The following is a 23,241-nucleotide window of genomic DNA, read 5'->3' on the forward strand; positions in this document are numbered from 1 at the left end:
GGACGAGAGGTACTCTTCGCGTGAACTATCTGATGCGACGACTGGCGACGTTTCCTCTCGTCCTGCTTGGCGTGTCCATCCTGGTCTTCGTGGCGATCCGGATGGTGCCGGGCGATTCGATCACAGCGATGCTGGGGACCGAAGCCGGCCTGCTGACGCCGGCGCAGCGGGATTCGCTCGCCGCCTATTTCGGCATCGACCAGCCCTGGTTCGTCCAGTACTGGCGCTGGATAGGAGGTATCCTGCACGGCAATCTCGGCATCTCCGTCACCTATGGCCGGCCCGTGCTCGACGTCATTCTCGAGCGCTTTCCGCTGACGCTCGAACTGGCCGTACTCTCGATGATCATCGCGCTCGCCGTCGGCATGCCGGCCGGGATCTTCGCCGCCACACACAATGAGAAACTGTCCGATCTGGGCGTGCGCATCGTGGCCATGATCGGCCAGTCGACGCCGAGCTTCGTGCTGGGCCTGCTGATCATCTACACGCTGTCGGCCGGCTTCGGCGTGCTGCCGGCGATGGGCGAATTCGCGCCGCTCTGGCAGGATCCCTTGCGCAATCTCAGCCAATTGATCCTGCCCGCCATCACGCTTGGCTTCGCCTTCGCCGCGTCGGTCACCCGTATATCGCGTTCGGCCATGCTCGACGTGTTAAGCGACGACTATGTGCGGACCGCGCGCAGCAAGGGCGCCTCGGCGCGCAGCGTCATCTGGCGGCACGCTCTGCCTAACGCGCTGATCCCTGTCGTGACGCTGAGCGGCATCGAGTTCGGCTACCTCCTGGGCGGCGCCGTCATCGTCGAGCAGATCTACGCCCTGCCCGGCCTCGGTCGCATGGTGCTGGATGCGATCCAGCAGCGCGACTACGCGCTGGTGCAGGGCAGCGTGCTGTTCATCGCCTTGAACTTCATGATCGTCAATCTCCTGGTCGATCTCGCCTATGTCGCCCTTGATCCGCGCATCCGGCTGGAAGAGTCCTGATGCGCATCCTGCGCGCCATCTTCGGCCATGGCAGCGGCCGCATCGGCGGCGTCATCGTCGGCGTCTATCTCACGGTCGCCATCCTCGGCATGCTGGGGCTGACGCCGCACAATCCCATCACGCAGTATCGCGTCGACCGGCTGCATTCGCCCAGCGGCGCCTATTGGATGGGCACCGACCTGTTCGGCCGCGACGTGGCCAGCCGGCTGATGGCCGGCGTCGGCCAGTCGTTCACGGTCGCCTTCTTCTCCGTTGCCTTCGCGACGCTTGCCGGCACGGTTCTGGGACTGGCCGCCGCCTGGCTCGGACGCCGATGGGACGGCATCGTCATGCGGATCATGGACGTGCTGCTCGCCTTCCCGGCGATCCTCCTGGCGCTGCTCATCGTCACCGTCGCCGGACCCGGCACCTGGACCAGCGTCGTTGCCATCGGCATCGTCTACACGCCGATCTTCACCCGCGTGGTGCGCGGCCCTGCGCTTTCGCTCAAGGCACGTGAATTCGTCGACGCCGCGCGCACCTTCGGCAGCAGTTCGAGCTACATCGTGACGCGCCATCTGCTGCTCAATCTGGTGGCGCCGTTGACCGTGCAGGTGACGCTGGCGCTAGCATGGTCGCTTTTGACCGAAGCCGGTCTGAGCTTTCTTGGCCTTGGCACGCAGCCGCCGGCGGCCTCGCTCGGCCTGATGCTGAGCGACAGCCGCAATCTGATGGAGACCGCGCCCTGGCTGATGATCTTCCCAGGCCTGGCGATCATGATCAGCATCCTCGGCTTCAACCTGCTTGGTGACGCCTTGCGCGATATACTCGACCCGAGGATGCGGAGGGTGCCGGCATGAGCCCGCTGCTGTCCGTATCAGACCTGCGCGTCGGCTTCGGCCGCAATCCGCAAGCCAATGAGGTGGTGCGCGGCATAAGCTTCGACCTCGCCGACGACGAGACGCTGGCCATTGTCGGCGAAAGCGGTTCGGGCAAATCCGTCACGGCATTATCGATCAACCGTCTCATCGATTTCGGCGGCGGCCGCATCACTGGCGGCGCCATGAAACTGAAACGCGCCGACGGCAGCCTTTTCGACCTGATGACCGCAACCGAACCGCAATTGACCGGCATTCGCGGTGCCGAGATCGGCATGATCTTTCAGGAGCCGATGACCTCGCTCAACCCGGTGCTGACCATCGGCTGGCAGATCGAAGAATCCTTTCGGCTGCACCGCGGCCTGACCGGAAGACAAGCCACGGCGGCGGCCAAGGATGCGCTCGACCGCGTGCGCATTCCCGATGCCGCGCGGCGGCTGAAATACACGCCCAACCAGCTGTCGGGCGGCATGCTGCAGCGGGTGATGATCGCCATTGCGCTGGCCTGCAATCCGCGCCTTCTGATCGCCGACGAGCCGACGACGGCACTCGACGTAACGGTGCAGGCGCAGATCATGGCGCTGCTTGCCGAACTGAAGCGCGAAACCGGCATGTCGATGATCTTCATCACGCACGACATCGGCCTGGTGGCCGGCATCGCCGACAAGGTGATGGTGATGCAGAACGGCCAGGCCGTCGAGCAAGGCGAGTTGAACCAGATCCTCGACAATGCGCGGCATCCGTATACGCAGCATCTGCTGCAGGACGTGCCGCATTTCACCAATGGCAGCACGACGCGTTCGGACGGACGGCGCGACAAGGGCGCGAGCCACGAGCCGGCCTTGAAGGTCGACGGCCTCGTGGTGCGGTTTCCGCTCAGGAGCAATTTCTTCAGCCGCGCCACGGGCGCCGTGCATGCCGTCGACGGCGTCGATTTCGACCTGATGCCAGGCGAGACGCTGGCCATCGTCGGCGAGAGCGGCTCGGGAAAATCGACGACCGCGCGCGCGGTGCTGGGGCTGGTGCGGTCGACACGCGGCAGCTTCTCGGTCGGCGCTAGAAAGGCGTCAACGAAAAGCGCCCTGCCCGTGCAGATGGTGTTCCAGAATCCCTACGCCTCGCTCAATCCGAGGCTCAGCATCGAGAGCATTCTGGCCGAACCGGTGATCGCGACCGGCGGCCGGGTGGATGCCGGAACGCGGGCCAGGATGGCGAGCCTGCTGGAACGCGTCGGCCTGCCAAAAAACAGTCTCGAGCGCTATCCCCATGAATTCTCCGGTGGCCAGCGGCAAAGGCTGTGCATCGCCCGCGCGCTGATGCTCAACCCTTCCGTCGTCGTTCTCGACGAAGCCGTGTCCGCCCTGGATGTCTCGGTACAGGCGAAAGTGCTGGAGCTTCTGGTCGACCTGCAGCGCGAGTTTGGGCTGGCCTACCTGTTCATCTCGCACGACATGGCGGTCGTCGAGCGGATCGCCCATCGCATTGCCGTCATCTATGCCGGCCAGATCGTCGAGATCGGCGACGCGACCTCGGTGCTGTCGAAGCCGAAGCATTCCTATACGAAGAAACTGATCGCCGCCGTTCCGACCATCGACCGGCGCCACGAACATTTCGAGCTCGACACGCGCCAGGTTCCCTCGCTCGTGCGCCCGCAGGGGTATGAGCCGGCACCGGCGAGGTGGGAGCAGTTTGGCGGGGATCACATGGCGAGGGTGGAGGTGTGATGGGTGGCACCCTGGAATACGCGAGGTCGGCGGGACAGCACCCCCCTCTGCCCTGCCGGGCATCTCCCCCGCAAGGGGGGAGATCGGATGTCGCCACGGCTTTCGCCAATCTCCAACATTGGAAGGTTGGCGGAACATCAACGCTGCCAATCTCCCCCCTTGCGGGGGAGATGTCCGGCAGGACAGAGGGGGGTGTGACGGATCGCGGCCTCTCGGACGGAGGCCGACATTGAGCGACCTCCCCGAGCTCTTCAATCGCGCCTTCCAGCCCCTCGCAGCAGCGGTTTCCGCCAAGCGCATCCCCGGCGGCGTGCTCGGCATTGTCGACAAACATGGCGAACGCATCATCCGATCGATCGGCTCGGCGCAACTCGTGCCGAAGCCCCGCCCCATGCAGGACAACACCTGGTTCGACCTGGCATCGCTGACCAAGGTCATCTTCACCACACCGCGCATCCTGACGCTCGCGCAAGACGGCGTCATCGATCTCGATGCGCCGCTTACTTCCGCCCTGCCCGACCTTCGCCAGTATGATACAAAGGCCTGGGAGCGGAACGTGACGTTTCGCCAGTGCCTCGGCCACCAGACGCCCTTTCCGGCTGTCGAGCCGATCTACACTTACGGGCGCGATCCCGACCTGCTGCGCGCCTTCATCCTGCAGCGCGAGTGGCGGGCCCGCGACCCCGTCTATTCCGACATCAACTTCATCCTGCTCGGTTTTGCGCTGGAGCGGCTGTCGGGAAAGACGATCCGGGAAATGGATCCCGGCCCCGGCTTTGCGTTCTCCGCCGACGCCGATGCGTCAGCGGCGACCGAGGACTGCACCTGGCGCCACCGCGTGCTGTCCGGCGAGGTCCACGACGACAATTGCTCGGCGCTGCAGGGCGCGGGTCACGCCGGCCTGTTCGGAACGGCCGCTTCGGTGCTGGATTTCGCGCAAGGACTATTGGATGGCAACGGCGCGTCCGAGCGTTCGATCGCGCTGATGCGCACGCCCTTGTCCGCCACCCGCACCCATGGCTGGGAGCGCCCCTATGAGGGCTGGTCCGGCGGGGCCTTGTGCAGCCCGGGAACCATCGGCCACACCGGCTTTACCGGCACCGGGCTGTGGATCGACTTCGACAATGGCAAGGCCTGGACCTTGCTCACCAACCGGATCCATCCGACACGTCATTTCGACAGCGGCATCGTTTCGCTTCGGCAGGCGGTCGGCGATCTCGTCAATGGAGCTCAATAATGGAACCAATCTGGGCCGTCGGCCTGATGACCGGCACCGTGCTGGACGGAAACATCGACGTCGCGCTGATCAAGACCGATGGCGAACGGATCGACGATTTCGGCACCTATCGGCTGATGCCTTATCCCTCGTCGATCCGCACCCTGCTGGAAGAGACGCTGAAGCAGGCACGGGCCTGGAATTTTGTCGGGCCGGAGCCGGCGATTTTTCGCAAGGCGGAGGAAGCCCTGACGCGTGCCCAGTCGGCGGCGGTCAAGGAGCTGGTCGAAGGCTTTGGCATGACGATGGCCGATATCGGCGTCGTCGGCTTTCACGGCCAGACCGTGCTGCATCGTGCGCCGCAGGTTGGACGTCTCGGCCAGACCCGGCAGCTCGGCGATGGGGAGCTGATGCACGCCCTGTTGGGCACCAAGGTCGCCTATGACTTCCGCTCGGCCGACATGCGCGCCGGCGGGCAAGGCGCGCCCTTGGCCGCGGCCTATCACACCGCGCTGATGCGCAGCGCCGGCGCCAATGGCGAGGTGGCGGTGCTCAATCTCGGCGGCGTCGCCAATATCACCTGGTGGGACGGAGCCGACAATGTCGTTGCCTTCGACACCGGCCCCGCCAATGCGCCGCTCAACGATTTCATCAAGTCGAAGGGACTGGGCGAAATGGACCGTGACGGCACGCTTGGCCAGGCGGGAACGGTGGACGAGGCAAGGCTCGCCAGGCTGTTGGAGCACCCCTATCTGAGCAAAGCCTATCCCAAATCACTGGACCGTTTCGACTTCGGCGCCGCGATGGCCGACGGCCTGGGCGCCGAGAATGGCGCGGCGCTGCTCACCGCCTTCACCGCCGCCGCCGTCGGCAAGGCGCTCGACCTTTTGCCGCACCGGCCGAAAAAGCTCGTGGTCAGCGGTGGCGGCCGTCACAACCCGACGATGATGGCGATGCTGGCCAGCCGAGCCGGCGTCGAGGTGGTGCAGGCGGAAAGCCTGGGCTGGAGCGGTGACGCGGTGGAGGCGGAGTGCTTCGCCTTCCTCGCGGTTCGCGTGCTGCGCGGCCTGCCGATCAGTTTTCCAAGCACCACCGGTGTGCCGCAGCCGATGCGCGGCGGAAAGCTTGCCGGATAAAGTCTTTTTGTTTGACGCAATTCCCAAGGGAAGGCCGCTTTACACTTTTCCTGGAATTGCTGATCAATCAGCCAACCAGCTTCTTCTGCAGGAAAATGCGGCTGCGGCCGACGGGAAAATCGGCAAGCGCGCCAAACGGCTGATAACCCTGGCGCTGATAAACCTTGGCGGCATTCGGATTGAAGGTATCAATCCAGGCGTTCTGGCAGCCGCGCACCATCGCTTCCTGCTCAGCCGCGTCGAGCATCTTGCCGGCCATGTGCTGGCCGCGCAGCCTCTCGTGGACCCACAGCCACTGCACGTAAAGCCAGCCCCAGGCGGTGTAGCCCGAAATGCCGGCAACGACCGCACCGGCCTCGTCGCGCACGAACACTGCCAGCGCCTTCCTTTCGGAAGCACCGATATCGCTGTCGTTGAACGCCGTCAGACGCTCGCCGAGAAAGGCGAGTTCTTCCGGCAAGGGGTTTGCCGTCGTTTCAAATGTCGTGTTCATGGCTCTTTCCGAAATGCGCGACGGGATAAAAACTAGCGTTACGAAGGGCGGCGCACTTGCGCAATTTCTATATCTGTCCCCGAGGTTGCGCATCCGCGTCGCCACCGTTGCGGAATTCAGACGCGGCGATGCCGTAGCGCTTGAGCTTGTCGTAGAAGGTCTTGCGCGGTACGCCGAGTGCGTCGATAGCGCCGCGCACATCGCCGCCATGGTCGCGTAGCGCATCGCGGATGAGTTGCGCCTCATAGTGACCGACCCGTTCGGGCAGTGTTGCCGCGGGCTCCGGCAAGTGTGCGGAGGCCGCTTTCGTCTCATCCTCTGGACCAAAGCCGAGTGCGACGCGATCGGCAAAATGGGCAAGCTCGCGCACATTGCCCGGCCAGGCGTGCGACTGGAGATGATCGCTGACCGCGGCGTTCACCTTGGCGATTGGCCGGCCGAACCGTTCCGAGGCCTTGCCGAGGAAATGCCCGAACAGCATCGGGATGTCGCCGCGCCGCTCGCGCAGGGGCGGGATGCGCAGCGTCACCACGTTGAGGCGAAAATACAGATCCTCGCGAAAATCGCCGCGCTGGTCCGGCCGTCCGAGATCGACCTTGGTCGCCGCGACAACCCTGAGGTCGACGCGGCGGGTCTCGTTCGAGCCAAGCGGGGTGACGCTGCGCGTTTCGAGTACCCGCAGCAGCTTGACCTGGAGGGCCGGCGGCATAGATTCAATCTCGTCGAGGAACAGCGTGCCGCCGCTGGAATGTTCTATGCGGCCGATCCGGCGCCGCTGCGCGCCGGTGAACGCGCCGGCTTCATGGCCGAACAGTTCGCTTTCGATGACTGTCTCCGGCAGCGCGCCGCAATTCAGCGCCACGAAGGGTTTTGCGCGCCGCCGCCCCCATCTGTGCAGGAGGTCCGCCACCACTTCCTTGCCGGTTCCGGTCTCTCCTTCGACCAGCACGTCAACATCCATGTCGGCGATCTGGCGCAAAGTCTCGCGCAGGCGGCGGATGGCAGGCGCTTCACCGATCAGCGGCAGACCGTCGGCGGCTTGTGCGGCGGCCTCGCGCAGGCGCCGGTTCTCCATCACCAGCCGCCGCTTCTCCGATGCCCGTTTCAGCGCCTCGACAAGGCGATCTCCGGCATAGGGTTTCGGAATGAAATCGTAGACGCCGTCCTTGAGCGCGGCGACCGCAAGATCGACATCGCCATGCCCGGTGACAAGGATCACGGGTATGTCCGGATCGATCGCCTTGATGCGGTCGAACAGCTGCAGACCGTTCATGCCCGGCATGCGGATGTCGCTGACGACCACGCCTTCGAAATTCCTGTCGACGACACCAAGCGCGGCCTCGGCGGCATCGAGCGCGACGACGGTGAAGCCGGCAAGCTCGAGCAATTGCGTGGTGGCGTGAAGCAGGTCCGCATCGTCGTCGACGAGTGCCACCAGCCCTGATCGGTCCGTCATTCTATCCGCCTCAGGTCGATGGTGAAGGATGCGCCGCTGGCGCTGGCGGGATCGAGCCGCAGCGTGCCGCCCAGTTCCTGGGCGATCTCCTGCGAAATCACCAGCCCGAGACCGAGCCCCTTCTCCTTGGTGGTCTGGAACGGCATGAACAGATTGCCGGCGGCCTCCGGCCCGAGGCCAGGGCCGTTGTCGCGCACCGAAATCAGCACCCGATCGTCGCGCTCGGCGAGTTCAATCTCGATGCGGGGATCAGGCTGGTCCTTCATGGCGTCCAGCGCATTTTGCAATAAATTGACGAGGATCTGCTCCAGCCGGATGCGGCTCGCCATGACGACCGGCGATGCGTTGCCGCGCGGCTTGACGATGGTCACGCCGGAATCGCGGATGCGGCCGGACAGCAGCGACAGCGCGCCGTCGATCGCCTCGCGCACCGGTAAGGGCGAGGCAGCGACACCCGGCCGGCGGGCAAAAGTGCGCAATGTGCTGGTGATCGCGCCGATGCGTTCGGTCATCGACACGATCGACATCAGATTGCCGCTGGCCGGTTCGGTCTTGCCACTGTCGAGAAAGCGGCCGGCATTCTCGGCATAGGTGCGGATGGCGGCGACCGGCTGGTTGATTTCGTGCGCCACGCCGGCGGCGATCTGTCCGAGTATCGACAGCCGGTTGGCCTGGGCGAGGTCGTCACGCAGCCGGCGGACCTTGGCTTCGGCGTTCTCGCGCTCGGCGATTTCGCCGGCAAGTGCGGCGTTGGAGCGCGTCAGCTCGGCCGTCCGCATGCTGACCCGGCTCTCCAGTTCGACATTCATCCGCGCCAGCGCTTCCTGTCTCAACAGGCGGGCGCGCCGGCGCCGGGTCAGCACGAAGGTTAGCAAGCCTATCAGCAGCAAGCCGAGCAGCGTGGTGAGGCGCGCCGTGTTGGCGGCGGCGGAGAGTGCCGCATCGGCGGGCGTCAGCAGCCAGAGACGCCAACCGGGGACAGCACCGGGCAGGTCCTGCACCACCTCAACGAACTGACGCTGCTTGCCGGCGCTGTCGATCGTCGCCAGACCGTCACCAGCGCCGCGCCGGATCGGCAGGGGTTCGAAGCCGGCATCGGCCAGCTGGAGCTGCTCGCGGGCAGCGGCCGCGTCCTGCGCCGACAGTGGCGCCAGAGCATGAAAGCGCCAGTCGGGCTGGCTGGTGGCCAGCACCACACCGCGTTCATCGGTGACGAAGACGAGAAAGCCGCTGGAGCGCCAATTGGCTTCGACGCGGTCTAGCTCGACCTTCAACACCGCAACGCCAAGCGGCTTGCCGCCATCGTCGACACGGCTGGCCAGGTAAAGGCCTGGCTTGCCGCTGATCGTGCCGAGGCCATATTGGCTGGCGGCACCCTTCGCCATGGCCTCCTGAAAATAGTGCCGAAAATTATAGTCGATGCCGACAAAGCTGGTCGGCTCGCCGGCATTGCTGGCTGATATGGCGATGCCTGCCGTGTCGATGACATAGATGGCGGACGCCGAGGCATCGCCGGCAATCGCCTTGAGCTTGTCGTCGAGGGCCTTTTCTTGCATTTTTCCGGCTCGGCGCAGAGCGCCCCGCACAGCGTCGTCTCGTGCCAGCACCAAGGGAACCAGGCGCTGCTTTTCGATTTCGCCGGTCAGCGTCCCCGCCGCCAGCGGCAGGGCCGCAAGCGCTGTGTCGCGCAGATTGCCTGCCGCTTGGCCGGAGGCAATGCGCCCGGCAATTGCGATCGCGCCGGCCAGAAATACGAGGGCGACGACCACGACAAGCCAGCGGCCATCGCGCGCGGCCTCGCGCAGCAATTCACGGCCGGCAAATCCAGGGGAGCCACTGTCGGTACCTGCTTGCGACGTCTGCCCTCTCCTCTTCCTCCCAGCCCTCCGGCTTCGCGGCCAGTGTAATGCGAAAATCCGCCCAGGCAAACGCTGCTTGTGCGGAAATCCGCACAGGCATTGCCCGCATGGCCTCTGACAAAGGCGGAAACCCTGGGATTCCGGCCTTTTCCCGATCTGGCACGACGCTTGCAAAAGTCCTTGCAGCGGCGTGCGACCGGAGCGCCGCGATGGGAGAAGTCACGCAGGGCGGTCCATTTTCGCCCATCCGGCCAGGGAGAGTTCGATGCACATCGCAGATCATTCAGGCGCGGCTTCCGCGCGGCGCAAGCCTTTCTATGCCCAACTCTACGTGCAGGTGCTCGTCGCGATCACCGTCGGCATCCTGCTCGGCCATTTCTATCCGTCGGTCGGCGAGAGCATGAAGCCGCTCGGCGACGCCTTCATCAAGCTGGTCAAGATGATCATCGCCCCGGTCATCTTCCTGACGGTGACGACGGGAATTGCCGGCATGAGCGACCTGCAGAAGGTCGGGCGTGTCGCCGGCAAGGCGATGCTCTACTTCCTCACCTTCTCGACCCTGGCGCTTGTCATCGGCCTTGTCGTGGCCAATGTCGTGCAGCCGGGCGCCGGCTTCAACATCGACCCGGCGACGCTCGATGCCTCGACCGTAAACACCTATGCCGCAAAGGCGCACGACCAGTCGGTCACAGGCTTCCTGATGAACATCATCCCGACGACGATCGTCGGTGCCTTCGCCGACGGCGACATCCTGCAGGTATTGTTCTTCTCGGTGCTGTTCGGCATTGCGCTGGCGCTGGTCGGCGACAAGGCAACGCCCGTCCTCAATTTCCTGCAGGCGCTGACGACGCCGATCTTCAAGCTGGTCAGCGTGCTGATGAAGGCAGCCCCTATCGGAGCCTTTGGTGCCATGGCATTCACCATCGGCAAATACGGCATCGGCGCGGTCATCAACCTCGCCATGCTGGTCGGCACCTTTTACGTGACGTCGTTTCTGTTCGTCTTCGTCGTGCTGGGAGCGGTCTGCCGCTACAACGGGTTCTCGATCCTGGCGCTGATCCGCTACATCAAGGAAGAGCTGCTGCTGGTGCTGGGCACCTCCTCGTCCGAGGCAGCCCTGCCCTCGCTGATGGAGAAGATGGAGAAGGCCGGCGCCAAGCGCTCGGTGGTCGGTCTGGTCATTCCGACCGGCTATTCCTTCAACCTCGACGGCACCAACATCTATATGACGCTGGCTGCGCTGTTCATCGCGCAGGCAACCAACATTCACCTGTCGATGGGCGACCAGATCCTGCTGCTGCTGGTTGCGATGCTTTCGTCCAAAGGCGCCGCCGGCATCACCGGGGCAGGCTTCATCACCCTTGCCGCCACGCTTTCGGTCGTTCCGGCGGTGCCGGTCGCCGGCATGGCGCTGATCCTCGGCGTCGACCGCTTCATGTCGGAATGCCGGGCGCTGACCAACTTCGTCGGCAACGCCGTCGCCACGCTGGTGGTGGCGCGCTGGGAAGGCGAACTCGACGAGGCCAAGCTGGCGAGAGCCCTGGCGGGCACGGCGGACGACAGCCTGCCGGCGGACGTCGTTCCCGCCGAGTAATCCGTGCGGTTTGATACCAATAACGGCCGGAGGCATACTGCCTCCGGCCGCTGTCGTTCAAGTCGCAGCGTCGACTTTCGGCAGCCCGACGGGCCGACGAGGACAACGAACTCGCGGTCACCGACATCGAGGTCGACACCCTTGATCACCTCGGCATTGCCATAGGACTTGCGCACGCCGCGCAGCTTGAGCTCAGCCATTGAAGTCCCTCCTCGTGTCCGGAAATGTGCTTGGGCCGACAGGCATGCGGGCGGCAATCGTGCCCACATCATCGAACAGGATGAGGCTGGCGGCGCCGACCAGCCCGGCATGGCGGCCGAGTTGGGCCTGAACGACCGGCACGTCGCGATAGGCGCGCATGGCGCGCTGCCTGATGGTCGCCTCGATGGTCGGCAGCATCAGGTCGAGCCCGTTGGCAATGCCGCCGCCGACGACCAGCACATCGGGCGAATAGAGATGCAAGAGGTTGGTGAAGCCAATGCCCAGCCAGCGGGCTTCCTCGTCCAGCAAGGCCGAGGCAAGACCGTCCCGCAGCCGTGCCGCCTCGACGACATGGCGGCCGGTCACCTCGGCGTCGCCTGAGAGGTGCCGCAAGCTCGAGCCATCGCCGGCGGTTGTCGCAGCGGTGGCGCGGCGGCCGAGCGCTGTGCCCGAGGCGATCGCCTCGAAGCAGCCGACGACGCCGCATATACAGCGTTCGCCTTCATTGGTGATGGTCATATGGCCGATCTCGGCGGCAAGGCCACGGCGGCCATGCAGGATGCGCCCGTCGACGACGACACCGCCGCCGATGCCGGTAGAAACCGTGACGAAGACCAGCGAGCGCGCGCCATGGCCGGCGCCGAAGCGCCATTCGCCGAGTGCGGCGGCATTGGCGTCGTTCTCCAGCCGCACCGGCAGGCCGAGCCGCCGTTCGAGGATGTCGGCAAGCGGTACGTCCAGCCAGCCGGCGAGTGTCGGCGGGCCAACGGCGATGCCGGCCAGCGGATCGAGCGGTCCCGGCGCGCCGACGCCGACGCCGACGACTGCAAGCGCCGGCGCCTCGGCATGGACGGTTGCCGCAAGTGCCGCGATCTGATCGACAATCACATCGGGGCCGGCCTGCGCCTGCGTCGGCACCGCCGCGAATGCCAGGATCTTGCCGTCGCGGTCGACCAGGGCGGCGCGAAGCTCCGTCCCACCAAGATCGATCGCAAGGGCGGCTTGTATCGTCATGCCGCGACCTTCAATCCGTGCAGCCAGCCGATGCGGCCGGCGAGATCCTTGTCGCCGAAGGCGAGCGAACCGAGAACCACCGTCTCGGCACCGGCGGCACGCAGCAGCGGCACGGTCTCATGGCGGATGCCGCCGTCAGCCGCCAGAACCACTTCCGCCTCGCGGTCGGCCTGCCTCAGGATGGCGCGGGCAGTGCCCAACCGGTCGCAAGCCTTGTCCGACAGGCTCTGCCCCTTGACGCCGATCGCCGTACCCAGAAGCGTGACGAACGCGACCTCGGAAACGAAAGGCGTCACCGTCTCGACCGGCGTCTCCAGCCTGACCACGACGCCGGCCTCGGCGCCGAGTTCCCGCGCCAGCCGCACGGCGCGCAATCCCGCTTCGCCATTCTCGGCATGGACGCTGATCATGTCGGCGCCGGCTTCGATGAACTGGCGCGTCTGCGCCTCGACGATTGCTTCATCGACCATCAGATGGACATGGATAGGCTTGGCCGTCAGCCTGGCGATGCGGGCGACGAGATCGGGAAAGAACAGGAAGGACGGGGCGAAATGCCCATCCGCCACATCGATGTGATGAAGATCGACATAGGGCTCGATGCGCCTGAGATCGCTCTCGAAATTGGCGAGGTCGGCGGACCACAGCGAGAATTCGGCGATCATGCGATCGCGTGGCAATGCGGCGATAGCGGCCGGGCCTGAGACGAGTTTCGAGATCATGACTGGTCCTAGTTGTTGAAATTTGTGTCGAGAAAGCCCGCGATAGCAGCGCGGATTTCGGCGAAATGGCGATCCTTGTCGGTGGCCTTCGGCGTCACCTCGACAAAGGCGGCGTTGGGAATAGCGTCGGCAAGGCTGCGGGCGGTCGCCAGCGGATGGACGAGATCGACACCGCTGCCGATGACGAGTGTCGGGATTGCCAGGCCGGCGGCCGCTGCTCGCGTCACGCCGGGCCCATCGTTTGCGATCGCTTGCATCACCTCGGCCAAGACGGCCGCGTTGTCGCGCGCGAAGAAGCCGAGCAGCGAGGCGAGATTATCCGGCGCTTCTTTGCGAAAGCGGGCGGCAGTCGCGGAAGCCGCGAAGACATCGCGCGCTTCATCCAGTGGACGACTGCGAATGAGCTCCGCCACTTCCGCGTAAGGGCGCATGTTTTGCGGTGCCGCGTCGAAAGCCCAGGCCGGGCGTACAAGGATGAGGCCGGTGACACGGTCCTGATACCGGGCGGCAAGCTGCAAGGCGATCGCCGCGCCCATCGAAATGCCGCCGGCGACGAAACGGTCGACGCCGGCGGCATCGGCGGCGGCCAGCACGTCATCGGCGAACATCGCGATCGAAAAGGGCCGTTTGGTGCCGGCGCCGGAATCGCCCTGCGCGCGGCATTCGACGGTGAGCCGGCGGTATGACGGCCTGTCGGGAAAATTCTGCGCGACCTGCGCTGCATCACCGCCAAGGCCATGCTGGAAGATGACGGGAAGCCTGCCCTGCCCCGTGTCGAAGACACGAAGCGATGCATCATCGCGCAGCAGGATCGACGGTGCGGCGCCCATCAGAGCAGCCCTCGCAGGAAGGCAGCGACGCCGGGGGCTTCTTCCGCGGACAGGCCGTGGGTGACGAGCGGGCCGTCGAAGCCCGCTGCCTTCAGCCGCGCGACAAAATCCGGGAAGTCGACGATGCCTTGTCCTGCGGTGGCAAAGCGGCCGTCGCCAAAGCGGTCCTTGGCGTGCGCCATGGCGATGTGGCCGGCGGCCCCGTCGATCGCGGCGGCGACGATGGCGCGCGCCTCGTCGGGCGTGGCTTGTTCGAACAGGTTTGCCGGATCAAGCACGATCTTCAGGTGTTTCGATCCCATCTCGGCGATCAGCCTTGTCGCGTCCCTGGCGGAAGTGACGATGTTGGCTTGCTCAGGCTCGATGCCGAGATCGACGCCGGCCTCTTCGGCCAGCGCCAGCGCCTTCGCCATCTCGATGGCCATGTCGGACCACGCGGCCGGCGTGGCATTGTCGGGGTGATACGCCCACTGATCGGCTGCGTTGCGCGAGCCGGTGCAGAGTGTGACCAGCGGGATGTCCAGGGCAGCAGCAACCTCGATGACGACGGCGAGACGCCGAAGGCCATCGTCGCGCACTGCCTTGTCGGGATGCGCCATGTTGTAGGTGCCGGAAAGTGCTGCAAGTGAGACGCCGCTCGATTGCGCGGCAGCGCGGATGGAAGCGACGGCATTTGCCGGCATCGCATCCGGCATCGACGGCAGGCCGGCGCAGGCGAGATTGAATTGCGTCGTCTCATAGCCCGCTTGCCGAACGGCCGCGAGCACCGCGGCCGGCTCGGTACCGGGAAAGGTCTTGGCGAAGATGCCGAGACGCATCAGACCGCTCCCGAAACCGAAGCGAGTTCGAGCCGCTCGCCAGTCTCCACCGAACGCGCGATAGCGACCATGGCGCGGATCGACGCGATGCCGTCCTCGACATTGGCGCCGCGCATCGGCGTGCCTTCCAGTACGGTTTGGGCAAGACCTTCCAACTGGCGGCGGAAGAAATGGCCGTCGGCGCCGAGCGGCTTGTGGGCAGTGGCGGTCTTCTCGTGAAAGATCTCAACCTCACTGGCACGGAAGTACCAGGGGTTGAATGTCTTGGCGATGACCGAACCGTTCTCGCCATAAAGCTGAAAACCTTCGTGCCAGTCCATCCGTACTGCGACGGTCAGGTCGAGATGGCCGAGCGCGCCGCTGGCGAACTCAGTCTCGACGAACCAGCAATAGGCACCGAAGCGTTCGTTGAGCCGGGCGCGCACGGCGACGATCTCGCCGCACAGGAAGCGCGCCGTGTCGACGAGATGCGAGCCGTGCGCCAGCATGAAATACTGCCGCAAATCGGCCTTCGGATTGCCTCCCGGTTTGCGCGCCAGCTTGCTGGTCACGGGCAGCGGCTGAACGGCGTCGGTGTTGGTGTAGCGATGGGTGGAATCGCAGTACCACGCCTTCAGCGCCAGCACCTCGCCGATCTCGTCGCGGACAAAATCGCGCGCGGCCTCCAGCGCCGGATCGAAGCGCTTCATGTGCCCGACCTGCAGAACTTTGCCCGAGCGCCTGACTGCTTCGGCCAGCGCCTCGCCTTCTTCCACCGAGGTGCCGATCGGCTTTTCGCACAAGACATGCTTGCCGGCATCGAGCGCCTTGATGGACATCGGCACGTGATAGGCGTCCGAGGTGGCGACGATCACCGCCTCCAGTTCCGGATCGGCGAGCATCTCGTCATAGTCGGCGTACATTTTTTCGGGCTCGTAGGTGGCGCCCATGCGGGCAAGCAGATCGGGTGCCGCGTCGCAGATGGCGTAAAGGTCGGCATTGCCGGCTTTGACGCAGGATTCCAGATGCGCGAACTGCGCGATGGGGCCGCAGCCGAGCACGCCGACCCTGAGGCGTCTGTCCTGTTTCTTGATCATCGTCTCGTTCTTCAGGCGCCGTAGGAGCGCATTGTCTGGCGGTTGGTCTTCACCGCGCCGGCGGGATCGGCGGCGGCCGTGTCGGATTCCTCCTCCAGCACCAGCCAGCCGTTGAAGCGTGGCGCGGTGCCGGCAATCTCGATGACATCTGGCGTGTCGCAGACGCCCTTGCCGAGCATCGCCCAGGTGCCGTTGGCATCGACGTCCTTGAGGTGGATGTAGCGGATGCGGTCGCGATAAGTGCGCAGCGTGTCGGACATGTCCTTGTGACCACGCAGGATATGGCCGGTATCCGGCACCCAGCCGACCAGATCGCGGTCGAGCAAGGCAAAGATCGTGTCGTAATCGGCGCGGTCGAACAGCAGCGTGTTGTGGTGCGAGCTTGGGTGCACCGCGACATCGACACCAGCCTTGCGGCCGATCTCGGCGGCGCGGTTGTAGAATTCGGCTGCAATCGCGAATTTGTCTTCACGCGGACCGTCGGAGACGACCGTCGCCGAGCCCATCGACACCAGCGCGCCAGGAAAGGCGACGGCGAAGTCGATCCAGCGCTGCGCCGCCTCGAGGTCGGCGCCAATCTTCTCCTTGAGCGTAAAACCGCTCTTCGAACCGAAGGCGAAGGAGACGAGCGTCAGCTCGGACGCCTTCAGCGCGGTCGCGAACTCCGACGGCTTACCGGCATAATGGCCGATCATGGTGTCGGTGATCTCGATGCCGGCGTAGCCGCCATCGGCGATCGCCTTCAAGAGATCGTCGGGACCGCCGGTGAACCGGTCTCCCAGCATTTCCCAGGTGAAGGTCTGGCAGCCGACTTTGAGGTCTTTCACGTTCATCCTTTCATTCCTTGCCTATTCCTTGATGCGCCCTGCGTCAGCCGTTCGATGATGTGGCGCGGGAAGAGAGCAGCACGAGCACGATCGGCGGAACGGTGACGACGGCCGCGGCCGCGGCGATGCCGCCTGCCAGCAGACAGGGCCCAATCACCGATTGCGATAGGCGGGGGCCTGCTCCTTCGGTTCTCCTTGGGATGGACATCCTACTTGACCGAGCCTGCGGTCATGCCGGCGAGGAAATACCTTTGGGCAACTAGGTAGATGAGCAAGAGCGGTAGCGAGCCGAGCACGCTCATCGCCATCATCTGGTTCCATTCGAAGGCGTGCTGCCCCATCAACAGCTGGATGCCGATCGGGACGGTGCGCATGGACGTTGACTTCGTCAGCGTCAGCGCAAAGAGAAATTCGTTCCAGCACAACAAGAAGGTGTAGACCGACGTCGCCACGATACCAGGCAGTGAAATCGGGACGATCACCCGCCAAAGCGCTGTCCAACTGGAGCCGCCATCGACAGCCACGGCTTCATCGAGATCGCGGGGCAAGGTGTTCAGATATCCCGTCATCAGCAGGATCGCGTACGGCAGTGTAAACACCAGGTAAGTCAGGATCAGTGCGACGTAGGTATCGAAGATACCGTATGAGACGACAAGCCCGAAGAAGGGGATCAGAAGTGTGATAGGCGGAATCGTCTGCGTGCTGATGATGAGTGTGTTCAGGCTGCCCTTGCCGCGGAAGTCGAAGCGGCTGAACCCGTAGGCCGCCAGCAAGGCGATCAGCACCGTCAGCACGGTCACCGCTCCCGCCACGAAATAGCTATTGAAGAAGAAGCGCAGTTTTACCGGGTCGCCAAGGATGGCTGCATACGCTTCCAACGTGAAGGCCTTTGGCAGGATGGTTGGTGGCAGGGCAAAGATTTCGGTATTCGATTTGAACGAACTGCTCAGCATCCAGTAGATCGGGAATGCCGCGAAAAAGAGCCCCGCAGCAAGCGCTAGATGGAGCGCGACGGTGATCAGCCTGTCTTTCGGCGTATGCCTTTTCCTCATGGTGACTACCGAGCCTTTTGATAGCGAATATAGAACAGCGTCAGGCCGAGAGAGATCAACAAGATGACCACAGCGCTCGCCGAAGCTTGCGACAGGTTGTAGCTCGAAAACGCCAGCTTGTACGTGTAGGTGCTGAGGACCTCGGTCGAGTAGATCGGGCCACCGCCGGTCGTTATCCAGATTAACGGGAAGACCTGCATGGTCCAGATGAAGTCGAGCAGCGAGATGCTGATGATGATCGGCATCAGCATCGGGATGGTGATGAAGATCAGCTTCTGGTAGGCTTTTGCTCCGTCGATATCGGCGGCCTCGTAGAAATCCTTGGGAATGCCCTGCAAACCCGCGAGCAGGCTGACCATGAAGAGCGGATAGCCCGCCCAGATATTGGCGAAGGTGACGGCGTGCAGCGCGGTCTCAGGCGAGGAAAACCATTCGACCTTGGAACCGATGACGCCGATTTGCATGAGAATGCTATTCACGACACCGTTCGGCTCAAGCAGGAGGCGCCAGATCACGGCGATAATCACCGCGGTGAACAGCCAGGGCAGTATGTAGAGCACGCGCAGAATATTGCGCAGCGTCGGATTGATGCGGTCGCTGTTCAGCATGAGCGCGAAGACCATGCCGATGGTCATGTGGAAAATGACACTCATGCATGTGAAGTAGAGCGTGTGCCACAGCGAAGCCCAGAACACGGGATCGTCGAAGATCGCCTGGTAGTGTTTCAGTCCGGCAAAGGATGGGTCACGACGCAGCACCGCGCTGTTCTGGAACGAGTAGGCAATCACCGTCACCATCGGCAGCAGCATCAGAAGCCCGATTATGAGCAGCGAGGGCGACAGATAGAGGTAGGGTGCGACGGCTCGTTTCAGCTTGTGGTGGGAGCGCTTTTGCCGGGTCATATGCCAACCTTGGGATACGCCTTCAAGAGAAGGTAAGCTTCGGAAACAGGTCCATCTCAAATTGCCGATCCGTTGTTGCCGGGGGGCCTGCCCGAAGTCAGGCCACCCGGTCGAAGATAGCAAACGGGAACAGGCCGATCAGAATTTCGCCATCCAGCCCTTCTGAGCGGTGGCTGCGGCTTGTTCCGGAGACTGCTCGCCGGCGAGCATCTTCTGGGCTTGCACGTCGAACTGGGTCATCAGGTCTTCAGCCACCGGCAGGCCCGTGAACTCATTGGCGAGATAGCCGGTCTTGAAGATTTCAAAGGCCTTGCCGAAAGCCTTGTCCGAGGTCACGAAATCGGGCTTGGCGTTGACGTTGCCCGGGAAGGCGTTTGCAAGCGACACGAGCTTGGCGTTCACCTTTTCACTCATCAGATATTGGACGAGTTTCCAGGCCTCTTCCTGATGTTTCGAGGCAGCAGAGATGCCGATGCCCCAGGAGGCATAGGGAAGGCCGCGCTTGCCGGTATAGTTCTCCACGACCGGGACCGGGATGAGGTCGAAGTTCAGCTTGGGATTGCGCTTGCGGATGAGGTTCACATGCGCGAGCGAGTCGATCATCATCCCGACGCGGTCGTTGACGAATTCCTCGACCTTTTCCTGCTCGGTCTTGGTGGCAATGCCGGGCGAGATGGTGCCGGCGTCGTTGAGTGATTTGACGAAGGCGAGCATATCCACCACCGGTTTGCCCTCAAGGTCCGGCTTGCCGCTCGCCATCATCGACTGACCCGAAGCCCAAACCCACGACATCATGTCGTTCTGGACGCCGGATGGCGTTTGCAGCGACAGGGGCAGCACCCAGCCATACTGGTTCTTGTCGGCGTGCGTCATCTTCTTGGCGGCTTCGAGAAACTCCGCACGGGTCGACGGCAGCTTGGTCACGCCTGCCTGGGCGGCGAGGTCCAAATTCACGAAGACCGGATAGACGAAGGAAGCCACGGGAAACATCACCGCCTTGCCGTCCACCTTGATGATGTCCGCGACCTGGCTCTTGTCGAAACCGCTCGCATCCATCATCGGATTCATGTCGGCGAGTGCGTTCTGCGCATTCAGATTGTTCACCCAGGCACCGTCGAGCCCGACGACGTCGCTGAGCGTTCCGGTTGCAGCACCAACCGAGATCTGGTCTCGCGTGGTCGCGTAGGGACCGCTGACCAGCGTCACCTTGATACCGGGGTTTGCGGCCTCGAAGTCATCCATGATTGCCCTGAGCGAGCCAGCCGGCAATTCGGGCTCCCACCATTGGGTGAATTCCAGCGTCGTATCCGCCATGGCTCCGGTTGCGCCAAGCAACCATGCGGCCGCGGCTATTTTCAGCATCGTGGGCTTTATACGAAACGTCATTTTCTCCTCCTTCTTTATATTCGACCGCACAATGCGGCCGATCGTCTGTTATTCAGAAGTCTTCTTATGCAGGCGCCTCACCCTCGCCCGCGGGTCTTGTCGCGGATATTCAGATCGCCAGATGCGTCTCGGGATCGAAGAAATGGAGCTTGGCGTCATCCAGGGCCAACCTGATTTCCTCGCCGGAGCGGACTGTGCTGACCGGTTCGAATTTCGCCACCGCATTCGACGCCCGGCCGAAATCCTGCACCGCGTCAGGGTCGCCGGAGTCCACCCGGACCGCGTCGATGTTGAGATGAACGATATGTTCGGATCCGAGTTCTTCGATCGAGGTCACCTTTGCCGGTATCGTCTGATACTTGCGGCCGGATTCGAGGCTGCTGTCATAGAGATCCTCCGGTCGTATCCCGAACACGACCTTGCGCCCCGCATACGACCTCAAGCCCGGCCTGCGGACGAAGGCTGCATCCTGCAGCCGGATGGCTAAGGCGCCGGACATCAGTTCGTCGCCCGTCAGGGTCGCCTCGAAAAGGTTCATCGAAGGAGACCCGATGAAGCCGGCAACGAAGGCGTTCACCGGCAATTCATAGAGCCTCTTGGGTGTGTCTACCTGCTGCAGCACGCCGCCTTTCAACACCGCGACCCTGTCGCCCATCGTCATGGCTTCGGTTTGGTCGTGGGTCACATATATGGTCGTTACGCCGAGCTGCTTTTGCAGACTGGTGATTTCGGCGCGCATTTGAACACGCAGTTTCGCGTCCAGATTGGAAAGGGGTTCGTCCATGAGAAAGGCTGCCGGCTCGCGCACCATGGCGCGGCCCATGGCAACCCTTTGACGCTGTCCGCCTGAAAGGTTCGCGGGTTTGCTGTCCAGCAGAGACGTCAGTTGAAGGGTTTTGGCGATCTCGTCCACGCGCTTTTTGCGCTCGGCCTTCGGCTTGCCTGCCAGCCGCATCGAAAAGCCGATGTTTTCGAACACCGTCATATGCGGGTAGAGAGCGTAGCTCTGGAAGACCATCGCGATGTCGCGGTCCTTGGGCGGCATGTCGACAACGTCGACTCCGCCGATCCGAAGGCTGCCGCTGGTGACGTCCTCCAATCCCGCGATCATTCGCAACGCGGTGGATTTGCCACAGCCGGACGGCCCGACGAGAATCAAAAACTCGCCATCCTCGACCGACAGGTTCAATTGGTCGATTGCGTGAAAATTGTTCCCGTATGTCTTGCAGATATTCTCAAGAACGACTTCTGCCATATTCCTCCCTCCACAAGTCCAAGCCACTGATCTTTATGATTGTCCTTTGCCTATGTTCACCTGCGAATATTTCCTCGGGATAGTTCGGTCTATGTTCCGGTATGGAGCCGCGCATACTTCAGTTCGACTGCCGACGGCGCGTTCGTCGATGCCAGGAGTTCCGTGACCTGGTCGTTGTTCGGAAGCGCCTCGCGCCCGCCCCGCCCCGTTATCGAAAGGGCCGCCGCCGCGGCCGCGAATGCGACCCGGCCTGCGGTGTCGGCCCCGCGCGTCAATGCAAGGGCATAGGCGCCATGAAAGCAGTCACCGGCGCCGGTCGAGTCGACGACGGCAACCCGGTACGGAGGCAAGTGCCAGAGCCCTGTCTCGCCGCGTCCGCGATAGAAGACACCCCTGCCGCCATCCGTCAGAACCACGGCGGACCGCGACGGCAACCACAATGCATCTAGTATCTCGGCCGGCGAGCGGCGGCCCGTGGCGGCCCGCGCAAAGCCGAGCGGAAGAATGAGATGGTCGCAGAGCCCGATCAGTCTCTCGGTGGCTGGGCCGCGGCTCCATTCGACATCGCCGAGGATCGCCAGGCCGAGATCGCGAGCCCGAGCCACGACATCCAGCGACCCGATCCCGTAACTATCGACGATCAGGACGGTCGCGCGGCTGAGAACCTCGTCCGGAAAGTCCGGCGCGGTGCCCAGCATCGCTTCGTCGTCATACGCGATGAACCGCTCCCCATCCGAACCGACGGTGATCCGCGAGCGCACCGGGCGCGCGTTCGGGTGGCGCGGCGCGAACGCGGTTTCAACGCCGCTCGCAACGAGATCGCACAACACGGCGTCGTCGGCGGCGCTGCCCAGCCATCCGACGAAGCCGGCGGTTCCGCCGAGCCGCGCGACGGCGGCAAGTGCCGTCGCGACATTTCCCCCGAAAGCCCGGGCACTTTGCAGAACCTTCCCCTTGCCCGCCGACAACGGCTGATCGACATAGACGATGTCGTCGATCGCAATAGCTCCGAAGCCGAGGATTGAAGGGACGGTGGGCATCGTTCAGGCACTCGCCTTCGCCAAGGCGTCTTGCGCCGAAAGGCCGTCGTGGATGACGCCCCGAAAGGCAATCGCTGCCTTTTCCGGGTCGCCATGCCCCCAGAGATTGCGGCCCACCACGGCACCGCGCGCGCCGGCACGGATGGCGTCCGCCGTCTGCTGAAGGGCGCCGAGCAGCGTGTCGGTCTTCGGTCCACCGGCGATCACAACCGGCACCGGGCAGGTCCGAACGGTCTCTCGAAACGACTCGAAATCGCCGGTGTAACCGATCTTGATCACGTCGACGCCGGACTCGTAGCCGATGCGTGCCGCATAGGCGATCTCGTCGGGGGTGAAGACGATTTTTGCCCCGTCGGTGAAATCGCGAGGGTAGATATGCGCCACCACCGGCATGCCGTAACGGGCCGCCGCATTCACCGAATCGGTCAGCCAGCGTATGTATTTGCCCTCGGTCGCGCCGCGCACCGGAATGGCCACGGCCAACGCATCGGCGCCAGCGCGCACCGCATCCTCGGGCGTTGCAATCAGTTCACTGATGCGATCGTCTGGGGTGAAGCAGCCGGCCTGGATCACCAGGGAAGCCTTGCCCGCGTATTGCGGCCACAGATGGCGCGCGGTGCCCGGCTGGATGCTGACGTAGTCGGGTTTGCCTACCATGACGCGTGCAAGCGCGCCCGGCAGGTCGGCAAGACCTCCTTTGCGCACGTCGCCATAGCCGACAAAGTGGTCGACCGCGCCGCCAAAAAGATTCCCCGATGGATGTGAGAAGAGGCGCGCCAGGCGCACCTTGGTTCCGAGGCTCATGA

Annotated in this window: 21 protein-coding genes and 1 pseudogene; 6 read left to right on the forward strand and 16 right to left on the reverse strand. The window is 63.9% G+C overall.

Features of this window, described 5'->3' with window-relative positions; genetic code table 11:
- Positions 1-20 precede the first annotated feature (20 nt).
- From NKG99_RS11130 to NKG99_RS11150, 5 genes are all read left to right on the forward strand, one after another.
- On the forward strand, positions 21-980 hold the full coding sequence (locus tag NKG99_RS11130) for an ABC transporter permease (protein WP_352867245.1): 960 nt from the start codon (positions 21-23) through the stop codon (positions 978-980).
- Positions 980-1,819 (forward strand): ABC transporter permease, encoded by an 840-nt coding sequence (locus NKG99_RS11135; RefSeq protein ID WP_352867247.1) that lies wholly within the window; start codon positions 980-982, stop codon positions 1,817-1,819. Before NKG99_RS11130 ends, NKG99_RS11135 begins: the two co-directional genes overlap by 1 nt.
- Positions 1,816-3,561 carry an ABC transporter ATP-binding protein gene (locus tag NKG99_RS11140; protein ID WP_352867250.1) on the forward strand — a complete coding sequence of 582 codons (1,746 nt, stop codon included), beginning with the start codon at positions 1,816-1,818 and terminating at the stop codon, positions 3,559-3,561. Before NKG99_RS11135 ends, NKG99_RS11140 begins: the two co-directional genes overlap by 4 nt.
- A 229-nt stretch (positions 3,562-3,790) precedes the next feature.
- On the forward strand, positions 3,791-4,798 hold the full coding sequence (locus NKG99_RS11145) for a serine hydrolase domain-containing protein (RefSeq protein WP_352867252.1): 1,008 nt from the start codon (positions 3,791-3,793) through the stop codon (positions 4,796-4,798).
- The gene (locus NKG99_RS11150) at positions 4,798-5,913 is read left to right on the forward strand and encodes an anhydro-N-acetylmuramic acid kinase (protein WP_352867255.1); all 1,116 of its coding nucleotides are present in this window, start codon (positions 4,798-4,800) and stop codon (positions 5,911-5,913) included. Before NKG99_RS11145 ends, NKG99_RS11150 begins: the two co-directional genes overlap by 1 nt.
- A gap of 67 nt (positions 5,914-5,980) precedes the next feature.
- Here NKG99_RS11150 and NKG99_RS11155 read toward each other — a convergent pair whose 3' ends face one another.
- The 3 genes from NKG99_RS11155 to NKG99_RS11165 form a co-directional block, all read right to left on the reverse strand.
- Positions 5,981-6,406: a GNAT family N-acetyltransferase gene (locus NKG99_RS11155; protein ID WP_352867258.1), complete on the reverse strand. Its 426-nt coding sequence runs from the start codon at positions 6,404-6,406 to the stop codon at positions 5,981-5,983.
- Between the two features lie 67 nt (positions 6,407-6,473).
- Positions 6,474-7,862: a sigma-54-dependent transcriptional regulator gene (locus tag NKG99_RS11160; RefSeq protein WP_352867261.1), complete on the reverse strand. Its 1,389-nt coding sequence runs from the start codon at positions 7,860-7,862 to the stop codon at positions 6,474-6,476.
- The gene (locus NKG99_RS11165) at positions 7,859-9,670 is read right to left on the reverse strand and encodes a sensor histidine kinase (protein WP_352867264.1); all 1,812 of its coding nucleotides are present in this window, start codon (positions 9,668-9,670) and stop codon (positions 7,859-7,861) included. Before NKG99_RS11165 ends, NKG99_RS11160 begins: the two co-directional genes overlap by 4 nt.
- Before the next feature lie 316 nt (positions 9,671-9,986).
- Here NKG99_RS11165 and NKG99_RS11170 point away from each other — a divergent pair, with 316 nt between their 5' ends.
- Complete coding sequence (locus NKG99_RS11170) at positions 9,987-11,315, forward strand: dicarboxylate/amino acid:cation symporter (protein ID WP_352867265.1); 1,329 nt, start codon at positions 9,987-9,989, stop codon at positions 11,313-11,315.
- A gap of 65 nt (positions 11,316-11,380) precedes the next feature.
- Here NKG99_RS11170 and NKG99_RS11175 read toward each other — a convergent pair.
- From NKG99_RS11175 to NKG99_RS11235, 13 genes and pseudogenes are all read right to left on the reverse strand, one after another.
- Positions 11,381-11,515 (reverse strand): annotated as a pseudogene (locus NKG99_RS11175) (ABC transporter); the annotation flags it as partial.
- Entirely contained in the window at positions 11,508-12,530 is a 1,023-nt protein-coding gene (locus NKG99_RS11180; protein WP_352867268.1) for an ROK family protein, read from the reverse strand. The gene NKG99_RS11180 and the pseudogene NKG99_RS11175, both read right to left, overlap by 8 nt.
- Positions 12,527-13,249: a ribulose-phosphate 3-epimerase gene (locus NKG99_RS11185; RefSeq protein ID WP_352867271.1), complete on the reverse strand. Its 723-nt coding sequence runs from the start codon at positions 13,247-13,249 to the stop codon at positions 12,527-12,529. Before NKG99_RS11185 ends, NKG99_RS11180 begins: the two co-directional genes overlap by 4 nt.
- Before the next feature lie 8 nt (positions 13,250-13,257).
- On the reverse strand, positions 13,258-14,079 hold the full coding sequence (locus NKG99_RS11190) for an alpha/beta fold hydrolase (protein ID WP_352867273.1): 822 nt from the start codon (positions 14,077-14,079) through the stop codon (positions 13,258-13,260).
- Positions 14,079-14,897, reverse strand: a complete 819-nt coding sequence (locus NKG99_RS11195; RefSeq protein WP_352867276.1) for a sugar phosphate isomerase/epimerase family protein — start codon at positions 14,895-14,897, stop codon at positions 14,079-14,081. Before NKG99_RS11195 ends, NKG99_RS11190 begins: the two co-directional genes overlap by 1 nt.
- Positions 14,897-15,973, reverse strand: coding sequence for a Gfo/Idh/MocA family protein (locus NKG99_RS11200; protein ID WP_352867279.1), 1,077 nt, complete (start codon positions 15,971-15,973; stop codon positions 14,897-14,899). The genes NKG99_RS11195 and NKG99_RS11200 overlap by 1 nt, the downstream gene beginning before the upstream one ends.
- 11 nt (positions 15,974-15,984) lie before the next feature.
- Complete coding sequence (locus tag NKG99_RS11205) at positions 15,985-16,806, reverse strand: sugar phosphate isomerase/epimerase family protein (RefSeq protein ID WP_352867281.1); 822 nt, start codon at positions 16,804-16,806, stop codon at positions 15,985-15,987.
- A gap of 203 nt (positions 16,807-17,009) precedes the next feature.
- Positions 17,010-17,852 (reverse strand): carbohydrate ABC transporter permease, encoded by an 843-nt coding sequence (locus NKG99_RS11210; protein WP_352867283.1) that lies wholly within the window; start codon positions 17,850-17,852, stop codon positions 17,010-17,012.
- A 5-nt stretch (positions 17,853-17,857) separates the two neighbouring features.
- On the reverse strand, positions 17,858-18,754 hold the full coding sequence (locus tag NKG99_RS11215) for a carbohydrate ABC transporter permease (RefSeq protein WP_352867287.1): 897 nt from the start codon (positions 18,752-18,754) through the stop codon (positions 17,858-17,860).
- A 138-nt stretch (positions 18,755-18,892) separates the two neighbouring features.
- A complete protein-coding gene (locus tag NKG99_RS11220; protein WP_352867289.1) occupies positions 18,893-20,140 on the reverse strand; it encodes an ABC transporter substrate-binding protein in 1,248 nt (415 codons plus the stop codon).
- Positions 20,141-20,249: 109 nt separating this feature from the next.
- Entirely contained in the window at positions 20,250-21,395 is a 1,146-nt protein-coding gene (locus NKG99_RS11225; protein ID WP_352867291.1) for an ABC transporter ATP-binding protein, read from the reverse strand.
- Positions 21,396-21,484: 89 nt separating this feature from the next.
- Complete coding sequence (locus tag NKG99_RS11230; RefSeq protein WP_352867293.1) at positions 21,485-22,435, reverse strand: PfkB family carbohydrate kinase; 951 nt, start codon at positions 22,433-22,435, stop codon at positions 21,485-21,487.
- A 3-nt stretch (positions 22,436-22,438) separates the two neighbouring features.
- The gene (locus tag NKG99_RS11235) at positions 22,439-23,239 is read right to left on the reverse strand and encodes a beta/alpha barrel domain-containing protein (RefSeq protein WP_352867295.1); all 801 of its coding nucleotides are present in this window, start codon (positions 23,237-23,239) and stop codon (positions 22,439-22,441) included.
- Positions 23,240-23,241: the final 2 nt, after the last annotated feature.

This window comes from Mesorhizobium sp. M1409, assembly GCF_040317535.1.
Lineage (GTDB): Bacteria > Pseudomonadota > Alphaproteobacteria > Rhizobiales > Rhizobiaceae > Mesorhizobium.

Coding starts and splice junctions, on each gene's coding strand:
- NKG99_RS11135 (WP_352867247.1), top strand. CDS start 980: ATGCGCATCCTGCGCGCCATCTTCGGCCATGGCAGCGGCCGCATCGGC.
- NKG99_RS11140 (WP_352867250.1), top strand. CDS start 1,816: ATGAGCCCGCTGCTGTCCGTATCAGACCTGCGCGTCGGCTTCGGCCGC.
- NKG99_RS11150 (WP_352867255.1), top strand. CDS start 4,798: ATGGAACCAATCTGGGCCGTCGGCCTGATGACCGGCACCGTGCTGGAC.
- NKG99_RS11155 (WP_352867258.1), bottom strand. CDS start 6,406: ATGAACACGACATTTGAAACGACGGCAAACCCCTTGCCGGAAGAACTC.
- NKG99_RS11160 (WP_352867261.1), bottom strand. CDS start 7,862: ATGACGGACCGATCAGGGCTGGTGGCACTCGTCGACGACGATGCGGAC.
- NKG99_RS11170 (WP_352867265.1), top strand. CDS start 9,987: ATGCACATCGCAGATCATTCAGGCGCGGCTTCCGCGCGGCGCAAGCCT.
- NKG99_RS11180 (WP_352867268.1), bottom strand. CDS start 12,530: ATGACGATACAAGCCGCCCTTGCGATCGATCTTGGTGGGACGGAGCTT.
- NKG99_RS11185 (WP_352867271.1), bottom strand. CDS start 13,249: ATGATCTCGAAACTCGTCTCAGGCCCGGCCGCTATCGCCGCATTGCCA.
- NKG99_RS11190 (WP_352867273.1), bottom strand. CDS start 14,079: ATGGGCGCCGCACCGTCGATCCTGCTGCGCGATGATGCATCGCTTCGT.
- NKG99_RS11195 (WP_352867276.1), bottom strand. CDS start 14,897: ATGCGTCTCGGCATCTTCGCCAAGACCTTTCCCGGTACCGAGCCGGCC.
- NKG99_RS11200 (WP_352867279.1), bottom strand. CDS start 15,973: ATGATCAAGAAACAGGACAGACGCCTCAGGGTCGGCGTGCTCGGCTGC.
- NKG99_RS11205 (WP_352867281.1), bottom strand. CDS start 16,806: ATGAACGTGAAAGACCTCAAAGTCGGCTGCCAGACCTTCACCTGGGAA.
- NKG99_RS11210 (WP_352867283.1), bottom strand. CDS start 17,852: ATGAGGAAAAGGCATACGCCGAAAGACAGGCTGATCACCGTCGCGCTC.
- NKG99_RS11215 (WP_352867287.1), bottom strand. CDS start 18,754: ATGACCCGGCAAAAGCGCTCCCACCACAAGCTGAAACGAGCCGTCGCA.
- NKG99_RS11220 (WP_352867289.1), bottom strand. CDS start 20,140: ATGACGTTTCGTATAAAGCCCACGATGCTGAAAATAGCCGCGGCCGCA.
- NKG99_RS11225 (WP_352867291.1), bottom strand. CDS start 21,395: ATGGCAGAAGTCGTTCTTGAGAATATCTGCAAGACATACGGGAACAAT.
- NKG99_RS11230 (WP_352867293.1), bottom strand. CDS start 22,435: ATGCCCACCGTCCCTTCAATCCTCGGCTTCGGAGCTATTGCGATCGAC.
- NKG99_RS11235 (WP_352867295.1), bottom strand. CDS start 23,239: ATGAGCCTCGGAACCAAGGTGCGCCTGGCGCGCCTCTTCTCACATCCA.